This window comes from Bradyrhizobium sp. Kon10 (assembly GCF_055807395.1).
Map to the genome: position 1 here is coordinate 1 of NZ_JBVVOZ010000014.1, position 17,738 is coordinate 17,738.

At 64.2% G+C, this 17,738-nt stretch carries 20 protein-coding genes; 7 read left to right on the forward strand and 13 right to left on the reverse strand.

Features of this window, described 5'->3' with window-relative positions:
- Nucleotides 1-145: 145 nt before the first annotated feature.
- The 5 genes from AC0L2O_RS20025 to AC0L2O_RS20045 form a co-directional block, all read right to left on the reverse strand.
- Entirely contained in the window at nucleotides 146-904 is a 759-nt protein-coding gene (locus AC0L2O_RS20025; protein ID WP_473370916.1) for a slipin family protein, read from the reverse strand.
- Nucleotides 904-2,286, reverse strand: a complete 1,383-nt coding sequence (locus AC0L2O_RS20030; RefSeq protein ID WP_473370917.1) for an NfeD family protein — start codon at nucleotides 2,284-2,286, stop codon at nucleotides 904-906. The genes AC0L2O_RS20025 and AC0L2O_RS20030 overlap by 1 nt, the downstream gene beginning before the upstream one ends.
- Nucleotides 2,287-2,461: 175 nt before the next feature.
- Nucleotides 2,462-3,079 carry a hypothetical protein gene (locus tag AC0L2O_RS20035; RefSeq protein WP_369723353.1) on the reverse strand — a complete coding sequence of 206 codons (618 nt, stop codon included), beginning with the start codon at nucleotides 3,077-3,079 and terminating at the stop codon, nucleotides 2,462-2,464.
- A gap of 57 nt (nucleotides 3,080-3,136) precedes the next feature.
- Complete coding sequence (locus AC0L2O_RS20040; RefSeq protein ID WP_473370918.1) at nucleotides 3,137-4,294, reverse strand: caspase family protein; 1,158 nt, start codon at nucleotides 4,292-4,294, stop codon at nucleotides 3,137-3,139.
- Nucleotides 4,295-4,380: 86 nt separating this feature from the next.
- Nucleotides 4,381-5,154, reverse strand: a complete 774-nt coding sequence (locus AC0L2O_RS20045; protein ID WP_473370919.1) for a gamma-glutamyl-gamma-aminobutyrate hydrolase family protein — start codon at nucleotides 5,152-5,154, stop codon at nucleotides 4,381-4,383.
- A 278-nt stretch (nucleotides 5,155-5,432) separates the two neighbouring features.
- On the opposite strand from AC0L2O_RS20045, the gene AC0L2O_RS20050 reads away from it, so the two are divergent.
- On the forward strand, nucleotides 5,433-6,566 hold the full coding sequence (locus AC0L2O_RS20050) for an AI-2E family transporter (protein ID WP_473370920.1): 1,134 nt from the start codon (nucleotides 5,433-5,435) through the stop codon (nucleotides 6,564-6,566).
- A gap of 6 nt (nucleotides 6,567-6,572) precedes the next feature.
- Here the strand turns inward: AC0L2O_RS20050 and AC0L2O_RS20055 are convergent, their stop codons facing one another.
- From AC0L2O_RS20055 to AC0L2O_RS20080, 6 genes are all read right to left on the reverse strand, one after another.
- Nucleotides 6,573-6,869 carry an antibiotic biosynthesis monooxygenase family protein gene (locus tag AC0L2O_RS20055; protein WP_369723349.1) on the reverse strand — a complete coding sequence of 99 codons (297 nt, stop codon included), beginning with the start codon at nucleotides 6,867-6,869 and terminating at the stop codon, nucleotides 6,573-6,575.
- A gap of 99 nt (nucleotides 6,870-6,968) precedes the next feature.
- Entirely contained in the window at nucleotides 6,969-7,205 is a 237-nt protein-coding gene (locus AC0L2O_RS20060) for a hypothetical protein (protein WP_473370921.1), read from the reverse strand.
- 57 nt (nucleotides 7,206-7,262) lie between these two features.
- The gene (locus AC0L2O_RS20065) at nucleotides 7,263-8,495 is read right to left on the reverse strand and encodes a GGDEF domain-containing protein (protein ID WP_369723347.1); all 1,233 of its coding nucleotides are present in this window, start codon (nucleotides 8,493-8,495) and stop codon (nucleotides 7,263-7,265) included.
- A gap of 229 nt (nucleotides 8,496-8,724) precedes the next feature.
- The gene (gene rpsI / locus AC0L2O_RS20070; RefSeq protein ID WP_007611021.1) at nucleotides 8,725-9,204 is read right to left on the reverse strand and encodes a 30S ribosomal protein S9; all 480 of its coding nucleotides are present in this window, start codon (nucleotides 9,202-9,204) and stop codon (nucleotides 8,725-8,727) included.
- A gap of 2 nt (nucleotides 9,205-9,206) precedes the next feature.
- The gene (gene rplM, locus AC0L2O_RS20075; protein WP_018455120.1) at nucleotides 9,207-9,671 is read right to left on the reverse strand and encodes a 50S ribosomal protein L13; all 465 of its coding nucleotides are present in this window, start codon (nucleotides 9,669-9,671) and stop codon (nucleotides 9,207-9,209) included.
- Nucleotides 9,672-9,829: 158 nt separating this feature from the next.
- On the reverse strand, nucleotides 9,830-10,258 hold the full coding sequence (locus tag AC0L2O_RS20080) for a PaaI family thioesterase (RefSeq protein ID WP_369723346.1): 429 nt from the start codon (nucleotides 10,256-10,258) through the stop codon (nucleotides 9,830-9,832).
- 85 nt (nucleotides 10,259-10,343) lie between these two features.
- Between AC0L2O_RS20080 and AC0L2O_RS20085 the strand changes: the two genes are divergently transcribed.
- From AC0L2O_RS20085 to AC0L2O_RS20100, 4 genes are all read left to right on the forward strand, one after another.
- Complete coding sequence (locus AC0L2O_RS20085) at nucleotides 10,344-11,168, forward strand: enoyl-CoA hydratase (RefSeq protein WP_473370922.1); 825 nt, start codon at nucleotides 10,344-10,346, stop codon at nucleotides 11,166-11,168.
- Between the two features lie 132 nt (nucleotides 11,169-11,300).
- Nucleotides 11,301-11,885, forward strand: coding sequence for a CoA-binding protein (locus AC0L2O_RS20090; protein ID WP_473370923.1), 585 nt, complete (start codon nucleotides 11,301-11,303; stop codon nucleotides 11,883-11,885).
- Nucleotides 11,886-12,024: 139 nt separating this feature from the next.
- A complete protein-coding gene (locus AC0L2O_RS20095) occupies nucleotides 12,025-13,305 on the forward strand; it encodes an O-acetylhomoserine aminocarboxypropyltransferase (protein ID WP_473370924.1) in 1,281 nt (426 codons plus the stop codon).
- A 183-nt stretch (nucleotides 13,306-13,488) separates the two neighbouring features.
- The gene (locus tag AC0L2O_RS20100) at nucleotides 13,489-13,830 is read left to right on the forward strand and encodes a hypothetical protein (RefSeq protein WP_473371031.1); all 342 of its coding nucleotides are present in this window, start codon (nucleotides 13,489-13,491) and stop codon (nucleotides 13,828-13,830) included.
- 13 nt (nucleotides 13,831-13,843) lie between these two features.
- On the opposite strand, the gene AC0L2O_RS20105 is transcribed toward AC0L2O_RS20100, so the two are convergent.
- Nucleotides 13,844-14,920: a COX15/CtaA family protein gene (locus AC0L2O_RS20105; RefSeq protein ID WP_473370925.1), complete on the reverse strand. Its 1,077-nt coding sequence runs from the start codon at nucleotides 14,918-14,920 to the stop codon at nucleotides 13,844-13,846.
- 139 nt (nucleotides 14,921-15,059) lie between these two features.
- Between AC0L2O_RS20105 and AC0L2O_RS20110 the strand changes: the two genes are divergently transcribed.
- Entirely contained in the window at nucleotides 15,060-15,281 is a 222-nt protein-coding gene (locus AC0L2O_RS20110) for a DUF2842 domain-containing protein (RefSeq protein WP_473370926.1), read from the forward strand.
- Here the strand turns inward: AC0L2O_RS20110 and AC0L2O_RS20115 are convergent.
- On the reverse strand, nucleotides 15,271-16,314 hold the full coding sequence (locus AC0L2O_RS20115) for a polysaccharide deacetylase family protein (RefSeq protein WP_473370927.1): 1,044 nt from the start codon (nucleotides 16,312-16,314) through the stop codon (nucleotides 15,271-15,273). The two genes, AC0L2O_RS20110 and AC0L2O_RS20115, sit on opposite strands and share 11 nt — an antisense overlap.
- Nucleotides 16,315-16,443: 129 nt before the next feature.
- Here AC0L2O_RS20115 and AC0L2O_RS20120 point away from each other — a divergent pair, with 129 nt between their 5' ends.
- Nucleotides 16,444-17,625 (forward strand): GNAT family N-acetyltransferase, encoded by a 1,182-nt coding sequence (locus tag AC0L2O_RS20120; RefSeq protein WP_473370928.1) that lies wholly within the window; start codon nucleotides 16,444-16,446, stop codon nucleotides 17,623-17,625.
- Nucleotides 17,626-17,738: the final 113 nt, after the last annotated feature.

The following is a 17,738-nucleotide window of genomic DNA, read 5'->3' on the forward strand; positions in this document are numbered from 1 at the left end:
ACCAGCGGAAGCTCTCGACGTATTGCTACGGATGAGCCATACACGAACTGTTGCGACGACCGGTTGAATCCGCCCAGGACACGACAGGCAAGAGGCGCTTCCGCAAGGAGGCGCCTTTTTTGTTTGAGAGCGGAGGGCCTTCACGCTACGGCTTCTCCCGCCGGGGCAACAGATGATCGAGCAGGCCGATCGGCAGCGGAAACACGACCGTCGACGACCGTTCGCCGGCGATGTCGTGCAGAGCCGCGAAATAACGTAGCTGCATCGCCTGCGGCTCCTGCGCGAGAATCCGGCCGGCCTCGACCAGCTTTTCGGCGGCCTGCTGTTCGCCCATTGCGTTGATCACCTTCGCCCGCCGCAACCGTTCCGCCTCGGCCTGCTTGGCGATCGCGCGCACCATGGTTTCGTTGATGTCGACGTCCTTGATTTCGATTCCCGTGACCTTGATGCCCCAGATGTCGGTCTGCTTGTCGAGGATCTCCTGGATATCGGCATTCAGCCTGTCACGCTCTGCGAGCATCTCGTCGAGTTCGTGCTTGCCAAGCACCGAGCGCAGCGTGGTCTGAGCGAGCTGGCTGGTCGCGGCCATGTAGTCGCCCACCTTGATGATGGCGCGCTCGGGATCGACGATGCGGAAGTAGAGAACGGCATTGACCTTGACCGAGACGTTGTCGCGCGAAATCACGTCCTGGGGCGGCACGACCTGCACCATCACCCTGAGGTCGACCTTGACGAGCTGCTGCACGACCGGAATGAGGATGATGAGGCCCGGCCCCTTCACCCCGGTGAAGCGGCCGAGCGTGAAGATAACGCCGCGCTCGTATTCCCTGAGGATGCGAACCGCCTGGGTGAGAAACAGGATGACGATCAGCGCAAGCGCTGCATAGATCGAATATTCAAACATCAGAGCTGACCTCCTTCACCGCTCGCAGCGCTCGGACGCCGAACCACCAGCGTCAAACCGGCGATATTGGCGACCTCGACCCTCTCGCCGGGCTTGAAGGTATCCGCGCCGCGCGCTTGCCAGCGCTCGCCATGCGTAAAGACGTGCCCGGCGTTCTCGTTCCAGTCGAGAACCTCGGCGATCAGTCCGCGCATGGCTTGCGCGCCGACCCGCGGCGGACCGCGGCGGGCGCGCCGAAGCGCGCCGAGCACGACCAGAACGAAACCCGTGAACATCGCTGCGACGACGGCGATGACCGACCACGAGAGCCGGTAGCCCGGCGCTTCGACCCTGACCAGCATGACGGCGCCAAGCACGAAGGCAACGACGCCTCCGAGGCCGATCACGATGGTTGGATTAAACGCCTCGATGGCGAGGAGCCCGATCCCGACCAGCATCAGGCCGAGGCCGGCATAATTGATCGGCAGCATGTTGAGGGCGTAAAGGCCGAGCAGCAGGCAGATCGTCCCGACCACTCCCGGAGCGACGACGCCGGGGGATACGAACTCGAAGATCAGGCCGTAGATGCCGACCATCAGCAGAATGAACGAGATGTTGGGATCGGTGATGACCGCCAGGAATCGAGAGATCCACCCGGGATCGACGGCTTCGATGACGGCGTCCTGCGTTGCCAGGCGTTGCGTCTTGCCACCCGCGACCTCGACGAGGCGACCATCGATCTGCCTGAGCAATTCGGCGGGATCGCGCGCCACGAGGTCGATGGCGTGCGCCTGCAACGCGCCGTTGGCGGACAGGGTGGCGGCTTCACGGACCGCCTTCTCGGCCCAATCGGCGTTGCGGCCGCGCAGTTCGGCGAGACTGCGGATAAAGGCGACGGCGTCGTTCGTCACCTTCGCCGTCATCGCGTCCTTCGGCTCATCCTTCTTGTCCTTGCTGTCCTTGTCGGGTGTGCCGCTCGGCAGGCCCGGAAGCGGTCCGCCAATCTGCACCGGCGTCGCGGCACCGATATTGGTGCCTGGCGCCATCGCCGCGATATGGGTCGCATACAGGATATAGGTCCCGGCGCTCGCCGCATGGGCGCCTGCCGGCGCGACGTAGCCGACGACTGGAACAGACGAGCCGAGCACATCCGCGATGATCTCGCGCATGCTGGAGTTGAGACCACCAGGCGTGTTCATTGTCAGAATCACGATCTCGGCGCGTCGTTGGCCTGCCCTGAGCAATGCCTCCTTGACGTAACTGGCCGACGCCGGGCCAATGGCCCCATCGATGGTGACGACGAGTGCAACACGTCTGTTCTCCTCCGCTGAGCCAGGAAGGAGAAAAGCAAGAAAAGCGACGATGCCGATCGCCGCAACGAGGGCCGCCTTCATAGTCTGCACGGCAAGGGCTCCCTTGACGCAGATATGGTGTGTGCCTCCCAAACCTCAATGTGGTGGCTTGCAGCTGTGGTTGTGCGATGCAATGCGCGGGGCGAACTGCGGTAGCCGATGGCGTCCCCCAAGCTACGCGGTGAGAGTCGCATCGACATCCATATCGTGCCCTTTCACGGCGGCGTCACTTCTCCGGAAAGTTGACCCCGATCTCCCTCACCCGCGGCGCCCACTTCACTAGCGCCGCGTCGTCGGAGGCCGCTTTCACGCTGTCACCCAGCAGCGACTTGGGCGCGGCGGCATTCTTGTCGAAACGGATTGTGACCGTGCAGCCGCCTTGCAGCGGCCGGCCGAGCGCGCCGCCTTTCCAGTCGGTGACCAGACCGCCATAGTCCCATTCGAAGCCGTTGACCAGGAACGGCCTGCCGTTGGCCTTCTGCACATCAAGAAGGCTGGAGCCGATCGTGACGCCATTGACGTTCCAGCGGCTGGTCTCGGCGGTGTCGCGCAGGGCCAGGCGAGAGACGCGCCTGGCGTTGTCTTCCGAGAAGGAGACCTCGATGCGCCGGTCCGCAGCGTTCGGAAACAGCACGAGCCCCTTGTGGGTCTCGCCCTCGGCGTCCGCGAGGTCCTGTACCACCGCCTCCTTGCCGAAGCGCAGCTTCAGGCTCGTTTCAGGGTCGTCACGTGCAATTGGCGAAGCGCAGGTGATCGGACCTCCCTGCGGCCGCGCGGTTTGCGCGAATGCGGGCGATGTGAGCAGGACAAGAGTGGCAGCGGCCGCATTGCGTATCATCGACATGCCATTCCAATCTGGAAACGAGCTGGAAGTTACGGCGCGCAGATAGCCTGTTCCGGGTCACAAGCCGCTCTGTCGCCAGTGGCCAGTCCCGAGCTTGCCGGTGATCACCGCAGTCGCGTCCCGTACTTCGTATGAGCCGCCATCGTTATAGTTCGAGAGTCCCTTGGTCGCATGCAGCGTCCAATGACCGTTGGTGGCGGTCATCGTGCCTTCATGCGCCGGTGCAGCGCGCGCCCCCTCTGCGCGAAATTTGTAGGTGCCGTCGCGCATGATGTGCCAGATCCAACGCGAGAAGCCGCGATCGTTGGGGACTGTGATCTCCCATGTCCCGACGAGGGCAGGATCAACCAGGAGAGCAGGCGTGGGCCCCCTCAACGGTTCAGCTGCAATCGCCGATGCAGCATTGGCCTGTTTTCGGCTGGCCTGGTCGGCCAATGAGGTCCTTGCGAGATAAATCGCCTTGCGCGAGAGAGAGCCGTAAACGAATGGCTGCTGCTCGTTCCTGGTCGCCTCCATGACATCGTCATGGACGTTGCGGAATATGAAGGTGACCTCGACGTCCGGCGCTTCGATGTTGCGCAGGAGCGCCGCAGTGAAGGGGCTATTGCGGCCATCACCATCAAGGGCCGTCGTGCCGTCGCGAGCGGCATAGGCGACGAGCACATTGCCAACCGGCTCGATCGGTCCGAGGCCCCGGCCAGGCGCGGCACGCAGGGCCATGGACCGGCGCATCTTCGCGGTGAATGGGTTGTTGCGGCAGGCGTCGAGAATGACGAGACCAAGGCTCGTCGTGTTCGAGACCTGCAACATCACGCTGCGGAGGCTGATCGCCTCGTTTTCCGCGTCAGTGTCTTTCTTCAGTTCCGCGTCGACCGGAATGAGCCAGTTCTCGCCGACGATTTCCATGCCGTGCCCGGCAAAGAACACTGCCGCCATGTCGGCGCCCGCCGCTTCGCGGCCCAGCGCGATCAAGCCGCGACGCATCTCCTCGAAGGAGGCATTGGTCAAAAGCGTGACCGCAAAGCCGAGCCGCCCGAGCGCCGCAGCGAGGTCGCTGGCGTCATTGGGCGGATTGGGCAGCTCCGGCACGTTGCTGTAGGCGCCGTTGCCGACCACCAATGCGACGCGCTTGCCCTCGGCCGACCGCGCCGCCCGCATCGCGCCTGAAAACGCCGCGATGAGGCCCAATCCCAAAATTAGCCCGCGTCGGTCCATATCGGCTCACGAACGGATTCGAGGTCGTGGTCTTGTACAACCACCCAAGCCAAGCAGCGAGAGGAGTCGCCGCGGGCTCGGACCGCTTACGCCGCCGCGCGCTGCCGCTCCACCAAGGCCTCGCCAAACGCCTCGAACAGCTTGCGGTTGATCGGATTGCGCTGCGGGTCGTATTCGGCGTGCCATTGCACGCCGAGCGCAAAGCTCGGCGCTTCGGCGATGCGGATGGCTTCGATGGTGCCGTCCTCGGCGATGCCTTCGATCAGCACGCGCTTGCCGGGATCGAGGATGCCCTGCCCGTGCAGCGAATTGACCCGGATCCTCTCGCATCCGAGCAGTTTAGCGAACGCGCCGCCCGGCGTGAGGTCGACGTCGTGGCGATCGGCGAACACCACGGTCGGGTCCGGATGGATCTCGCCGTTCTCCAGCCGCGGCATGCGATGGTTGATGCGGCCGGGGATTTCGCGGATTTCGGGATGCAGCGAGCCGCCGAAGGCGACGTTCATCTCCTGCAAGCCCCGGCAGATGCCGAATATCGGGATACCGCGGGCGACGCAGGCCACCGACAGCGCCAGCGCCACCTCGTCGCGATGGATGTCGTAGGGCTCGTGCTTCTCGCAGGGGTCGACGTTGAAACGGGTCGGATGGACATTGGCACGGGCACCGGTGAGCACGATGCCGTCGACGGCACCGAGCAGTGCGCCGATATCGGTAATGTCAGGGGAGCCCGCAAACATCACCGGCAAGCCGCCGGAGACCTCGGCAACCGCGCGCAAGTTGCGCTCGCCGACCATCTGCACCTGAAATCGATTCTCGACGCGATGGGCGTTCCCGATCACGCCGACGACCGGCTTTCTCATCTCCCGTTCCGACCTCCCGTTAAGAAGATTCTCCGAACATGCCCTTCCGATGGAACAAATTCAACCAAAGGGATCGCGGGACGGCAATGCTATTTCGCGCAAACGTCCGGCCGGAGGCAATTGTGGCACTCGTCTAGCCCCTCACCGTTGGCCCGAGGGGCCGCGGATGCGTCCAACCAGCGCGCGGGTCCGGGCTTCGGCCGGATCGCTGGATCGCTTGCTCCTTTGCGGGATTTCACGAAAGACTGCCCCGACAAGGCCGACGAGAAGGATACAACGTGACGATTCCCACGGATGGACGGCCCGGGACCCGCTCTGATCTGGCTTGGGCGATTTCGGTTGGCGGCATCGGCGTGGTGCTGTTCACCGCGCTACTCGCTTTCACCTGGTATTTTGCGACCACCCTGCTCCTGATTTTCGCCGGCATGCTGCTCGGCGTCGGCCTCAATGCGCTGACGAACGCGCTGGGGCGCCGCGTTCACCTGCCGCATGCCCTCCGGCTTGCGATCGTCTGCGTCGCGCTTGCGCTGCTGCTCGCAGGCGTCGCCTATCTCGGCGGCGCCACCATCGCCGACCAGGCCTCGCTGCTCAGCAAGACCATCAAGTCCCAGATCACCAATGTGAAGTCGTTCCTCGACAGCCACGGCATCGACACCAGCGTGTTCGATCTCGGCAACGCCGGCGCCGACGCCTCGACCGACGCGGGACCCACTCCCACCCCGAGCCCGGCCTCGCACGGCAATTTGCCGGGCGCCGGCGCGCTTGCCTCCAGCGGCGGCGCCATCGTGAGCCAGACCTTCAAGCTGCTGCTCGGCACGATCGGCGCCGTCGGCAACGTCTTCATCGTGCTGTTCCTCGGGCTGGCCTTTGCCGCGCAGCCCGCGGTCTATCACGACGGATTGCTGTTCCTCGTCCCGGCGAGACACCGTGTCCGCGCCACCCTCGTCATCGACCATATCGGCGAGACGCTGGAGCGCTGGCTGATCGCCCAGATGATCGTCATGCTCGCGGTCGGAATGGTGACCTGGATCGGTCTCGCCATCATCGGCATCCCCGGCTCGTTCATCCTGGGGATCCAGGCCGGCCTGCTCGCCTTTATCCCGACCGTCGGCGCCATCATCGCCGGCGTCGTCGTGGTGCTGGCGAGCCTCGCCTCGGGCTGGATCGCGACGCTATCCGCCTTCGTCCTGTTCCTTGGCGTGCACGCGATGGAGAGCTACGTGCTGACGCCCCTGCTCCAGCGCCAGGCGCTGGACATCCCGCCGGCCACGCTGTTCGCGTTCCAGATCCTGCTCGGCGTCGTCTTCGGAATCTGGGGCCTCGCGCTGGCGCTGCCCCTGGTCGCCATCGCCAAGGTGATGATCGACCATTTCAAGACGTATGAGCCGCCGCCTTTGGCGGAGGCGGCGTGATACGCCTCAGGTCGTCAGCACGGTCTCGGTGTGCTCGACGTCCGGGGGCGAGGCAAAATACTGGCCGACGAGCCCGCGCCATTCGGTAAAATTCTCCGAGCCGCGGAAATCGACGGTGTGATTTTCCAGCGTCTCCCACTTCACCATCAAACGGTAGCGCTGCGGCTTCTCGATCGACTTGTGCAGCTCGAAACCATGAAAGCCCTTGGAGCGGCCGAAGGCGGCCTTGGCCTTGGCGACAGCCGCCTCAAAATCCTTCTCGCTGCCCGGCTTGATGTCGATTTGCGCGATCTCGGTGATCATCGTTTCCGCCCTTGTTGCTTGATGGGCGTATCTACCGCAGCCGGGGACAAAGAAAAAGGCGCCCGAACGGCGCCCTGATCGGCTCAAAACGCGGCGCTCTCAGGCGAACAGCAGAACCGCGCCTGCCACGACGAGGGCGCAACCGACGAACAGCGTGAGCGGCCAGGCGCTGCGGCTCTGTGTATAGCGCCCCTGCGCGCGGCGCTCGGTGATGACTGCGGTCTCGTATTCGTCTGCGGTCGAGAACAGGCAGGCGAAGCCGCCGCGTGCCGAGACAGCAGCGGCTTCGAGCGATAGCAGGGCGGCCTGCGGATTCCGTCGACGGATCGATTCCATGACCGCAATGGTAGGAACCGAATGGTAAACAGAGGATTACCGCGAGACTTCTGTGGCTTAAGCCGTCGCCGGCTGTGCCTTGGATTGTGTCTTGGGCACACCGATCCGCGCGGCGCTCTGGCGGCGCCAGTTCTCCAGCGACAACGGCAACTCCTCCGCCGCCTCGACGCGGTTACGCCCGCCGCGCTTGGCCTGGTAAAGCGCAGTGTCGGCCGAAGCCAGCAGCACCTCGAGCTCGGTGCCGGCCGGACCGCCGGACACGCCGATGCTGACGGTGGTGTCGACCGGGCCCTCGTCGACCACGACGCCGGAGGTCTCGAATGCCTCGCGCACGCGCTCGGCGACCACCACCCCCTCCTCCAGCGAACACGGCAACAGCGCCGCGAACTCCTCGCCGCCGATACGGCCCGACAGGTCCGAGATCCGCAGATTGCTGACGACCACGGTCGAGAACAGCTTCAGCATCTCGTCGCCGGCGGGGTGGCCGAAGCGATCGTTGATCGACTTGAAGTGGTCGATGTCGAAGATCATCACGGTAACCGGACGGCCGCCCTTGGCTTCGCGCTCGATCACGCGCGCACAGGCTTCCGAGAAGCCGCGGCGGTTGAGCATGCCGGTCAGGGGATCGGTCGACGCCGCGGTCCGGTGCGCGGTGACGGTGCGCTCCGACACCAGCATGAAGATCACGAACACGGTGCCGACGGCATAGAGCACGAGCTCGACCGCGAACACCGTGACCCAGACGCTGCCGGAAAACCCGGCATCGTTCGGGCGAAGGACGCTGCCGAGCAGGATCGGCAGCATCAGCACACAGCCGTGCATCACCGGTACCACGAAGGCCGGCCAGCGCCGCTGCAGGCTCTTGCGCCGCTCGACCCAGAGCTCGCTTGCGGTCAGCGCCGCGTAGACCGAGACGATGCCGGCGCCGATGATCATGCGCAGCATGGAGGCGGCGGGATCGAGCAACGTCACTGTCGCGACCCAGGCGAGCGCGCCGAGCACGAGACCGAGCCAGTTCGGCTTGCGGCCGTGGAAGACGCGCGCCGCATTCCACACCATGCCGCAGGCGACGAAGCCCACTGCATTCAGCGCGAGATAGAGGTACGGACCGAGCTTGTCGCCAGTCGCCGTCCACAGCGCGACGGACGCCGCGCCGAGGAGATATGCGGTGCCCCACCATTTCAGCGCGGGACTGTTCTCCTGCTTGCCGAAAAATACCATCATGGCGCCGAGCAATGCGGCGACCATCGTGGCAACCAAATAGAGCGTGATGCTATCGAGCGACATCATGTCGGCCCCCTCTTGAACATAGCAGTTGCGCGATCGGCCCAACCGATTTGCGCGCCCTTCCAGATGCGACGCTATGTCCCGCAAGTTCCATTGAGGTTTTCACGCGAGGCCAAGTTTTCCGGAAACACGTCATCAATTTGCGTACAAACGAACAACAAAAAGGGCGCTGAAATCAGCGCCCTTTTGCATTTCATTGAAGCCGCTTTCGCAGCGAATGTGACCGAAGCGATTAACGCTTCGAGAACTGGAACGAGCGGCGGGCCTTGGCCTTGCCGTACTTCTTGCGCTCGACCACGCGGGAGTCGCGGGTCAGGAAGCCGCCCTTCTTGAGCACGGTACGCAGCTCCGGCTCGAAATAGGTGAGCGCCTTGGAGATGCCGTGACGGACGGCGCCGGCCTGGCCGGACAAACCACCGCCGGCGACCGTGCAGATCACATCGTACTGGCCCGAACGCGCGGCCACGGAGAACGGCTGCTCGATCATCATGCGCAGCACGGGACGGGCGAAATAGACCTCGACCTCGCGCGAGTTGACCGTGACCTTGCCGGCGCCCGGCTTGATCCAGACGCGGGCGACCGCGTCCTTGCGCTTGCCGGTGGCGTAGGCGCGGTTGAACTTGTCGACCTTCTTCTCGTGCTTGGGCGCGTCGGGCGCCGCTGCGGTCTTGAGCTGCGAGAGCTGATCGAGCGACTGAATGGATTCGGCCATGATTATGCGGCCCTCGTGTTCTTGCGGTTCAACTTGGCGATGTCGATCTTCTCGGGCGTCTGGGCCTCGTGCGGATGATCGGCGCCGCCGTAAACGCGGAGATTGCCCATCTGGACGCGACCGAGCGGACCACGCGGGATCATGCGCTCGACGGCCTTCTCGAGCACGCGCTCGGGATGCTTGCCTTCGAGGATCTGGCGCGCGGTGCGCTCCTTGACGTGGCCGACATAGCCGGTGTGCTTGTAATAGGTCTTCTGCTCGCGCTTGCGACCGGTGAGGACCGCATGCTGGGCATTGATGATGATGATGTTGTCGCCGCAATCAACATGCGGGGTGTAGGTCGGGAGGTGTTTGCCGCGCAGGCGCATGGCGACGATGGTGGCGAGGCGGCCGACGACCAGACCCTTGGCGTCGATCAGCACCCACTTCTTCGTCACCTCGGCCGGCTTTGCCGAAAAGGTTTTCATGTCAGAGTTTCCGTGGACGGGAGGCATCGGCGCGAACACCGCACCGGACTGCGCGGTTTTCTAGAGAACTGACGCGCAACGGTCAATGCCCACCGATTGAAATTGTAGAAGCAATATCAAAGGTTTAAAAATATGGTGCGATATTACCTGCAAAAAGATCAAACATTTGGAATGGAATAGGTCGATGTGACATGGGCAATGGGATCGGGCGAGGTGCCGGACAGCAGGTTCACCTCCCCGACCGCCAGGCGCTTGCCAAGCTTGAGCAGGCGCGCCTCCGCCAGCACGTCCTGGCCGGGCTGGCCCTTGCGCAGGAAGTTGATGTTGAGATTGGTGGTGACCGCGAGCCCGATCGGCCCAATGGCCGACAACAGCACCACGTACATGGCGAAATCGGCCAGAGCCATCAGTGTCGGGCCCGACACGGTTCCGCCGGGCCGGAGCATTTTTTCACCGTAGCGCTGCCGCAAAAGGCTGGTCTGGCCGTCCGCGCTCTCGATCGTGATGTCGTCGCCGCTGAACGCCTGGGGAAATTCGTTCCGGAGAAAGTCCTCGAGCTCCGCCACGCTCATTTTCGCCAACGCCATGCTGTTCCCCACCCTCGCTTCACTGCGCCTGCTACATTAAGTTATCTGCGTCATCCAATTGCAATGATCCAGCGGAATCGCGTCAATGTCCGTCCAGGCCGCCCGTACCCCTTCCCCGCAACCGCCGATCCTGCTGCGTGAGACTATCGGCAGCATCGCGGTTCTCACGCTGAACCGCCCGGACGCGCGCAACAGCCTATCGGAGGCGATGATCGCCGGCCTGCATGCAGAGCTCGATGCCATCCGGGACGACAAGGCCGTCCGCGGCGCCGTGATCGCAGCCAACGGTCTCGCCTTCTCCGCAGGCCACGACATGAAGGAGCTGACCGCGCGCCGCGCCGATCCCGATCGCGGCCGCGCCTTCTTCGCGGACATGATGAACGCCTGCAGTGCGATGATGCAGGCGATCGTGCACCTGCCAAAGCCGGTGGTTGCGGCCGTCCAGGGCATCGCGACGGCGGCCGGGTGCCAGCTCGTTGCCAGCTGCGATCTCGCGATCGCGTCGGAAGCGGCAAGCTTCGCCACGCCCGGCGTCGACATCGGGCTGTTCTGCTCGACGCCGATGGTGGCGCTGTCGCGCAACGTGCCGCGCAAGCAGGCGATGGAAATGCTGCTGACGGGCGAGCCGATCCCGGCCGTGCGTGCCCGCGAGATTGGTCTGGTCAATCGCGTGGTCGCCGCCGGCACCGAGCGCGACGCGGCGATTGCGCTGGCGCAGCAGGTCGCGCTGAAGTCGGCCTACACGGTCAAGCTCGGCAAGGAGGCGTTCTACCGCCAGGCCGAAATGAGCCTTGCGGACGCCTATCGCTATGCGGCAGAGGTGATGACCGAGAACATGATGGCGCGCGACGCCGAGGAAGGCATCGGCGCCTTCATCGATAAGCGCACGCCGACATGGCGGGATGAGTGACTGTACTTGTTGCACCGTCATTCCGGGGCGGCTCGCAGAGCCGAACTATGGTGCGCGATTGCGCACCTGAGAATCTCGAGATTCCGGGTTCGATGCTGCGCATCGCCCCGGAACGACGAACGAAAGAAAAAGATGAACCACGACGCCTATCCCGACAATTACATCCGCGCCATCCTCAACAGCGTGAAGTCGATCGCGATGGTCGGCGCCTCGCCGGTCAACGTGCGGCCGAGCTATTTTGCCTTCAAATATCTGGCGCAGCGCGGCTACGACATAATCCCGGTCAATCCCGGCCATGTCGGCAAGGACCTGCTTGGAAAACCTTTCGTCGCCTCGCTCTCCGACATCGGCCATCCCATCGACATGATCGACATCTTTCGCAATTCCAGCCACATCATGCCGGTGGTCGAGGAAGCCCTGAGGCTCGATCCGCTGCCGAAGGTGATCTGGATGCAGCTGGGCGCGCGTGACGACGCGGCGGCAGAAAAGGCGGAAGCGGTTGGCATCAAGGTGGTGATGAACCGCTGCCCCAAGATCGAATACGGCCGCCTGTCGTCCGAAATCTCCTGGATGGGCGTGAATTCGCGTACACTCAGTTCCAAGCGCGCACCAGCACCGACGCAGGGCATGCGGCTATCCCTCAATCGGATGAGTGTGGGCGGTGGCGACACCGCGGCGTCGGACCGCGCCGCCAAAAACAAGAGCGAGCAAAGCTGACGCAATTGCGAAGCATTCATTTCGCGAACGCGACAATGCGTAGCACGATTGCCCTGATGTGAACCGGCGCCTTGACGGCGGGCGCGGCGCCGATCAGCATGCCGCGCGATTTCAGGACAACAAGAACAGGACGCCCTCAATGAGCGATCGCCTTCCGGGATTTTCAACCCTCGCAGTGCATGCCGGTGCGCAGCCCGACCCGACCACCGGTGCGCGCGCGACTCCGATTTATCAAACCACGTCCTTCGTCTTCAACGACGCCGACCACGCCGCCTCGCTGTTCGGCTTGCAGGCGTTCGGCAACATCTATACCCGCATCGGCAACCCCACCAACGCCGTGCTGGAAGAGCGCGTCGCCGCGCTCGAAGGCGGCACCGCCGCGCTCGCGGTCGCCTCGGGCCATGCCGCGCAGGTCGTGGTGCTGCAGCAATTGCTGCAGCCCGGCGACGAGTTCATCGCCGCGCGAAAGCTCTATGGCGGCTCGATCAACCAGTTCACGCATGCGTTCAAGAGCTTTGGTTGGAACGTGGTGTGGGCCGACCCCGACGACATTGCAAGCTTCGAACGCGCGGTCACGCCGCGCACCAAGGCCATCTTCATCGAGTCCATCGCCAATCCCGCCGGCAGCATCACCGATATCGAGGCGATCTCGACCGTGGCGACCAAAGCGGGCGTGCCGTTGATCGTCGACAACACGCTGGCCTCGCCCTATCTGATCCGCCCCATCGACCACGGCGCCGACATCGTCGTGCATTCGCTGACGAAGTTTCTCGGCGGCCACGGCAATTCGATCGGCGGCATCATCGTCGATGCCGGCACGTTCGACTGGTCGACCGCCGGCAAATATCCGATGCTTTCGGAGCCGCGGCCCGAATATCACGGCATCAGGCTGCAGGAGACCTTTGGCAATTTCGCCTTCGCGATCGCCTGCCGCGTGCTCGGCCTGCGCGATCTCGGACCCGCGCTGTCACCGTTCAACGCTTTCCTGATCCTCACAGGCATCGAGACATTGCCGCTGCGCATGCAGAAGCACTGCGACAACGCCAAGGCGGTCGCCGAATTCCTCGCCGGCCATCCGGCGGTGGCCTCGGTGAGCTATGCGGGCCTGCCGAACGATAAGTATTACCAGCTCGCGCGCAAATACGCGCCGAAGGGCGCAGGCGCCGTTTTCACATTCAGCCTGAAGGGCGGCTATGACGCGGGTGTCGGCCTCGTCTCGAAATTGCAGTTGTTCTCGCATCTGGCCAATGTCGGCGACACCCGCTCGCTGGTGATCCACCCCGCCTCGACCACGCACAGCCAGCTCGACGACGCCGCCAAGATCAAGTCCGGCGCCGGCCCCGACGTGGTCCGGCTCTCGATCGGCATCGAGGACAAGGAAGACCTCATCGCCGATCTCGAGCAGGCGCTGGGGGCGTAGCTCTTGTCATTCCGGGGCGCGCGACAGCGCGAACCCGGAATCTCGACATGGCATAATTATCTCTGGATTCCGGGTTCGGTGCTTCGCACCGCCCCGGAATGACGATCGCCGGTTAACAGTCGTTAACCATAGCGGCCGCATAGATCGTCACTGGATCAACCCTTTGATTCGGAGCCGACGATGCTGCTGCGCCGGATGATGCCCGCCCTTGCGGCGATGCTGACGGTTTCAGGCGCGCTCGCGGCGGATTTGCCTGCGACACCGAAGCGGCGCGCCGGCGCTACGCCAGAACCGCCCAAAGTCTATGTCGAGACCGATCCGGACGCGCTGATCTCGCCGGCCTATGGCATCGGCAGCTACATCCGCAATCTCCCGGGCACGCCGCTGCTGCCGGGCTCTCACACACTGCCGGGCTATTACGGCCGGCCCTGGGACTACGACTATCAGGGCTCGTATTACGGCGGGAAGCAGGTCGACTATTTCTGGCGGCTGCCCTACGCCTGCGGCGTCTACGGCTATTGCTGACCGCACCATCTGATCAGCCGGCCTGACCAACCGCAACCGCGCGCGATTCCGCTTCGGTAGATTGCCGCGACACAAGCCGCTCCGCCTGCATCACCGCAAGCGTCAGCACCACGATCGCAACGGCCTGGTGCGAAAGCGCAAGCGCGATCGGCACCTGGTTGAGCAGCGTGAGAATGCCGAGCAGCGCTTGCAGGCTCACGGCCGCAAACAGCCACAACGCGCCGCCCGCCGCCGCGCGCGATCGCACCGCATCGAGCGCATGCAGGGCCGCAAGCACGAACAGCGCATAGGCCGTCATGCGGTGCTCGAACTGCACCGTCAGCACATTGTCGAACATGTTGCGCCACCACGGCGTCTCGAACCACAGCCGGTCGGCCGACGGAATGAATGCGCCGTCGATCGCCGGCCAGGTGTTGTACGCGCGCCCGGCGCGCAGGCCCGCGACCAGCGCGCCAAAATAGATCTGCAGAAAGGTCATCACGAGCAGCAGCGCGCTCGTCAACCGCAACCGCGCAGGCGCTGCGATCGGCCGCCGTTCGGCAAGCCGGCGCACCGTCCAGACGATCCCGGCGAAGATCAAGAGCGCAAGCACCAGATGCGTCGCCAACCGGTATTGCGAGACCTCGACACGCTCGGAGAGGCCAGATGCCACCATCCACCAGCCGACCGCGCCCTGGAGGCCACCGAGCGCGAACAGGAACCACAGGCGCCGCTTCAACTCACCGGACAATCCGCCCCGCCACAGGAAGAACAGGAACGGCAGCAGATAGGCGACGCCGATGAAACGGCCGAGCAGCCGGTGGCTCCACTCCCACCAGAAGATCTCCTTGAACTCGGACAGGCTCATGCCGGCGTTGAGCTCGCGATATTGCGGGATCTTCTTGTAGGCCTCGAAGGCGTCGGTCCATTGCGCCGCCGAGAGCGGCGGCAAGCTGCCGGTGACCGGTTTCCATTCGACGATCGAGAGCCCGGATTCCGTCAGCCGCGTTGCGCCACCGACCAGCACCATCAGCGCGATCAAAGCGGCTACCGAGATCAGCCACCAGCGCACGGCGCGATGCGGCTCGGACGGGGTGGAGATCGTCGTCATTTCGGGGTCGAAACCAGAACGTGAATCTAAGGAACTCGAATCCAAGAGACTTGAACCGTTGAGACTTGAACCGGATAGCGTGCCCCTTATAGTCCCCCGCACCCGCAGCGCAAGTTACGCAAAGCCACAACAGTCCATCATGTCCAGCCGCACCCGGAAGTTCCTTGGCACCATCCTGCTGCTGGTGCTCGCCACCGTCTGGGCCCTGCTCGGCATGGCGTTGGCGCAGATGCCGTGGATTGCCGAATCCGGGTGGCGGCAGGCGATCTACTACGTGGTGGTCGGCATGGGCTGGGTGTTGCCCGCGATGCCGATCGTGAGCTGGATGCAGCGGCCAGACTGGGTTAAATCTAGCCCGTAGCGCCGCCGGTAGGCTTCACCGGCGGAAACGCAATTCCGGACACCAGCACGCGCATCATGCGCAGCGAGCGTACCCGGCCGTCCCAGGAAATCCGCGGCAGCGCGCGCAGATTGGTTCGTCCCTCCGCATCCACGATGCCTGGGATCGTCGACACCGCGCTGGCAAAACCCGCCTCCTCCGCCATCACGACGTGGTTGCGCCGGAACGAGGCACGGTCGCCGAACGGAAACGCCAGATGCCGGATCTCGCGGCCGAACGCCGCTTCCGCCACCGCCTTGCCCATCGTCACCTCGCGCAGCGCGGCCGCATCCTTCATGTTGGCCAGAACGAAATAGTTCACGGTCGCGCTGCCGATCGTGACCAGCGGATCGGCGGCGAGCTTCGCCAGATCCTCCCAATTCATCGACGCCTCGCGCGAGAGTGCCGCGAGATCGATCCGGTAACGCGTGCAGAGATCGGCAATCGCGGCCGACAGCTCCGCCGGCGGCAACGAGCGCAACCAGCCCTCGAGAAACGAAAACAGCGCCTGCTTCTCGGCATTGCCGGTCACGGTGAAGCGCTGCTCCGTGTCACCCATCAACAGGCTGACGCGGTCCTCGCACGCAATCACCCGCTCGAGCCCGAGCCACCACGCCTCTCCGACGCCATCGGGAAAGGCGGTGGGAACGTAGATGGTGAAGGGAACGGCGTGGCGGGCCAATACGGGATAGGCAAAGCTGATGACGTCCTTGGCCGCGCCATCGAAGGTGAGCGCCACGAAGCGCCGTTTCTCCGGCAGCGTGACCGCGCGCCGGCAAACCTCGTCCATGCCGACAAAATCATACTTCCAGCGCTTCAGCGCGCGAATGGCGCGGTCGAGGAATTGCGGCGAGATCTCGTTGTTGCGCAGCGGCTGAAACCCGCCGCGCCGGCGCGGCCGCACGCGCTCGAAGCGAAGGATGGCGCCCTCGCCGCGGCTGCGCAGCAGCGGCTGGCCGGTGAACCAGGCCAGTTCAAGCCGCAACCGCTCCAGCCATCTGTCGTCGGATGCCAATATCCCACCTTCGGGTTCGCCGGCGGCCGGTTTCCGCGCTCATTGTCATTACCCTTTGTTGACATTTCTTTGCAAAGGTCGGCCACAGGCCGAAATACGCATTTTTTGCTTTCCCGACAGGTTTCGTGAATGACCATGGCTGCGGCGATGCAAGGCCGGACGGCAGGAGCGCCAGCGCGGTCGAAAGCGAGCCGCATCGCGCATGTCGACATCGTCGCCGATCTCGGCCGCGCCGAGCCGGTCTGGCGCGCCTTCGAAGAACCCGGTCATCTCTTCACGCCGTATCAGCGCTTCGATCTGTTGAGCCCCTGGCAGCGGCTGGTTGGCGAGATCGAGGGCGCCCGCCCGTTCATCGTGATTGCCCGTGATGCCGAGCAAAAGCCGCTCGCGCTGCTGCCACTCTCGCTGCGCCAAAGCCACGGCGTGCGCACCGCCTGCTTCATAGGCGGCAAGCACACGACCTTCAACATGGGGCTGTGGAACGCCGAGTTTGCCGCGCAGGCGGTGCTCGCCGATCTCGACGCGCTGGTGGCGCCGCTGCGCGAGCACGTCGACGTCCTCGCACTTATGCAGCAGCCGAAGCAATGGCATGAGCAGCAAAATCCGTTTGCGCTTCTGCCGCGGCAGAGTTCGATCAACGGCTGCCCCTTGTTGGTGATGCAGCCCGGCGGACCGCCGGCATCGCGGATCAGCAATTCGTTCCGCCGCCGTCTGAAAAGCAAGGAGAAGAAGCTCCAGGCACTCGGCGGCTACCGCTATCATCTCGCGACCACCGACGCAGAGATCACCCGCCTGCTCGACTGGTTTTTTCGGATCAAGCCGGCGCGGATGGCTGAACACAAGCTGCCGAACGTGTTCGCCGATCCTGGCGTCGAGCCGTTCATCCGCAGCGCATGCCTGTCACCGCGCGGCGAAGGCCGCATCATCGACATCCACGCACTCGAATGCGACGACGAGGTGATCGCGATCTTCGCCGGGGTCGCCGACGGCCAGCGCTTCTCGATGATGTTCAACACCTACACGCTGTCGGAGCAGGCCCGCTACAGTCCCGGCCTGATCCTGATGCGCAACATCATCGACCGCTACGGCGAGCGAGGCTACCGCTCGCTCGACCTCGGCATCGGCTCGGACGGCTACAAGCGGATGTTCTGCAAGGATGACGAAGACATCTTCGACAGCTTCGTCCCGCTGACCTCCCGCGGCAAGCTCGCGGCCATGGCAATGTCCTCGCTCAACCACGGCAAGCGGCTGGTGAAGCAGAACCAGATGCTGTTCGACCTGGCCCGACGGTTGCGGCAGGCGTTCGGGTAAGCGCCGAACTGTCGTAGGGTGGGCAAAGCGGAGCGTGCCCACCATGTCAACCGCGATCGTTGAAAGATGGTGGGCACGGCGCAAGTGCGCCTTTGCCCACCCTACGATTCCGA

Excerpts from the sequence above, each read along its gene's own strand:
- AC0L2O_RS20025 (WP_473370916.1), bottom strand. The coding sequence starts at position 904 with ATGTTTGAATATTCGATCTATGCAGCGCTTGCGCTGATCGTCATCCTG.
- AC0L2O_RS20035 (WP_369723353.1), bottom strand. The coding sequence starts at position 3,079 with ATGTCGATGATACGCAATGCGGCCGCTGCCACTCTTGTCCTGCTCACA.
- AC0L2O_RS20040 (WP_473370918.1), bottom strand. The coding sequence starts at position 4,294 with ATGGACCGACGCGGGCTAATTTTGGGATTGGGCCTCATCGCGGCGTTT.
- AC0L2O_RS20045 (WP_473370919.1), bottom strand. The coding sequence starts at position 5,154 with ATGAGAAAGCCGGTCGTCGGCGTGATCGGGAACGCCCATCGCGTCGAG.
- AC0L2O_RS20055 (WP_369723349.1), bottom strand. The coding sequence starts at position 6,869 with ATGATCACCGAGATCGCGCAAATCGACATCAAGCCGGGCAGCGAGAAG.
- AC0L2O_RS20060 (WP_473370921.1), bottom strand. The coding sequence starts at position 7,205 with ATGGAATCGATCCGTCGACGGAATCCGCAGGCCGCCCTGCTATCGCTC.
- AC0L2O_RS20065 (WP_369723347.1), bottom strand. The coding sequence starts at position 8,495 with ATGATGTCGCTCGATAGCATCACGCTCTATTTGGTTGCCACGATGGTC.
- rpsI (WP_007611021.1), bottom strand. The coding sequence starts at position 9,204 with ATGGCCGAATCCATTCAGTCGCTCGATCAGCTCTCGCAGCTCAAGACC.
- rplM (WP_018455120.1), bottom strand. The coding sequence starts at position 9,671 with ATGAAAACCTTTTCGGCAAAGCCGGCCGAGGTGACGAAGAAGTGGGTG.
- AC0L2O_RS20080 (WP_369723346.1), bottom strand. The coding sequence starts at position 10,258 with ATGGCGTTGGCGAAAATGAGCGTGGCGGAGCTCGAGGACTTTCTCCGG.
- AC0L2O_RS20085 (WP_473370922.1), top strand. The coding sequence starts at position 10,344 with ATGTCCGTCCAGGCCGCCCGTACCCCTTCCCCGCAACCGCCGATCCTG.
- AC0L2O_RS20090 (WP_473370923.1), top strand. The coding sequence starts at position 11,301 with ATGAACCACGACGCCTATCCCGACAATTACATCCGCGCCATCCTCAAC.
- AC0L2O_RS20095 (WP_473370924.1), top strand. The coding sequence starts at position 12,025 with ATGAGCGATCGCCTTCCGGGATTTTCAACCCTCGCAGTGCATGCCGGT.
- AC0L2O_RS20105 (WP_473370925.1), bottom strand. The coding sequence starts at position 14,920 with ATGACGACGATCTCCACCCCGTCCGAGCCGCATCGCGCCGTGCGCTGG.
- AC0L2O_RS20110 (WP_473370926.1), top strand. The coding sequence starts at position 15,060 with ATGTCCAGCCGCACCCGGAAGTTCCTTGGCACCATCCTGCTGCTGGTG.
- AC0L2O_RS20120 (WP_473370928.1), top strand. The coding sequence starts at position 16,444 with ATGACCATGGCTGCGGCGATGCAAGGCCGGACGGCAGGAGCGCCAGCG.